Consider the following 1,376-nt stretch of genomic DNA (forward strand, 5'->3'; position numbering starts at 1 on the left):
CAGCGGCAGCGCCAGCGCCGCGACGGCCGCGGCGGCGGGCAGGGCGACGGCGACGACCGCGGCCGTCGGCAGGGTGGTAAGGGGCATCCGGTTCTGGGACATGACGGCGATTCCTGGTTGATGGCGTGACGTAGGAATGACGGCAGGCGATGCGGCGGTTCAGGCCGCCAGCGATTCGGTGCCGGGTTGCAACTGGCCGATGAGCGACGGCACGTCCAGGATCAGGGCGACCCCCCCGCTGCCGAGGATGCTGGAGCCGCTGATGCCCTTGACCTGGGCGAAGACCTTGGAGAGCGGCTTGATCACGGTCTGCCACTCGCCGAGCAGGGTGTCGACCACCAGGCCGAAACGCTGCGAGCCCTGGCGGATCACCACGATGCTCTCGCGCGCCGGCGGCGCGCCGGCGATGGCGAACAGCGAGCGCAGGCGCACGTAGGGCAGCACGTTGCCGCGCAGGTCGATGTACTCGCTCTGGTAGTTCGGCGCGAACTCCACGCATTCCTCGACCACGTCCAGCGGCACCACGAACACCGACTTGCCGACCCCGACCTGGAAGCCGTTGATGATCGCCAGGGTCAGCGGCAGCCGCACCGAGATGGTGGTGCCGACGTCCTGCTGGCTGCTGATGTCGACGCTGCCACGCAGCGCGGCGATGTTGCGCTTGACCACGTCCATGCCGACGCCGCGGCCGGACAGGTTGGTGACCTTCTCGGCGGTGGAGAAGCCCGGCTCGAAGATCAGCGCGAACACCTCGCGGTCGGAGAGCTGGCGGCCGGGTTCGATCAGGCCGCGTTCCAGCGCCTTGGCCAGGATCCGGTCGCGGTTGAGGCCGCCGCCGTCGTCGCTGATCTGGATGACGATGCTGCCGGAATCGTGGAAGGCGTTGAGCCGCACCGTGCCGCGCACCGGCTTGCCGCGCGCCTGGCGCACCTCGGCCGGTTCGATGCCGTGATCCATGGCGTTGCGCACCAGGTGGGTCAGCGGATCGGCGATCTTCTCCACCACCGACTTGTCCAGCTCGGTGTCCTCGCCATTGACTACCAGCGCGATGTCCTTGCCCAGTTCGCGGGCCACGTCGTGGACCACGCGGTGGAAGCGGCTGAAGGTGCCGCCAATCTTGACCATGCGCAGCTGCAGCGCGCTTTCGCGCACCTCTTCGACCAGCCCGGCGAGGATCGAGGTGGACTCCAGCAACTGCGCATCGCCGGTGCGCTGCGCGTTGGCGCCGGTGCTGGCGACCGCGATGATCAGCTCGCCGACCAGGTCGATCATGCGGTCGAGCTTGTCGGCGTCGACGCGGATCGAGCCGCCTTCGCCGCGCGCGCCGGCGGCCTTGGCGGGGCCGGCATTGGCGGCGGGGGCCGCTGCCGCGGCCG

At 69.9% G+C, this 1,376-nt stretch carries 1 protein-coding gene; it reads right to left on the reverse strand.

From position 1 onward, the window contains the following. Positions 1-159: 159 nt before the first annotated feature. A partial coding sequence (locus D588_RS0110515; protein WP_017915940.1) for a chemotaxis protein CheA occupies positions 160-1,376 on the reverse strand: 1,217 nt, incomplete at its 5' end.

It is taken from the genome of Xanthomonas sp. SHU 308 (genome assembly GCF_000364645.1).
GTDB classification, from domain to species: Bacteria; Pseudomonadota; Gammaproteobacteria; order Xanthomonadales; family Xanthomonadaceae; genus Xanthomonas_A; species Xanthomonas_A sontii.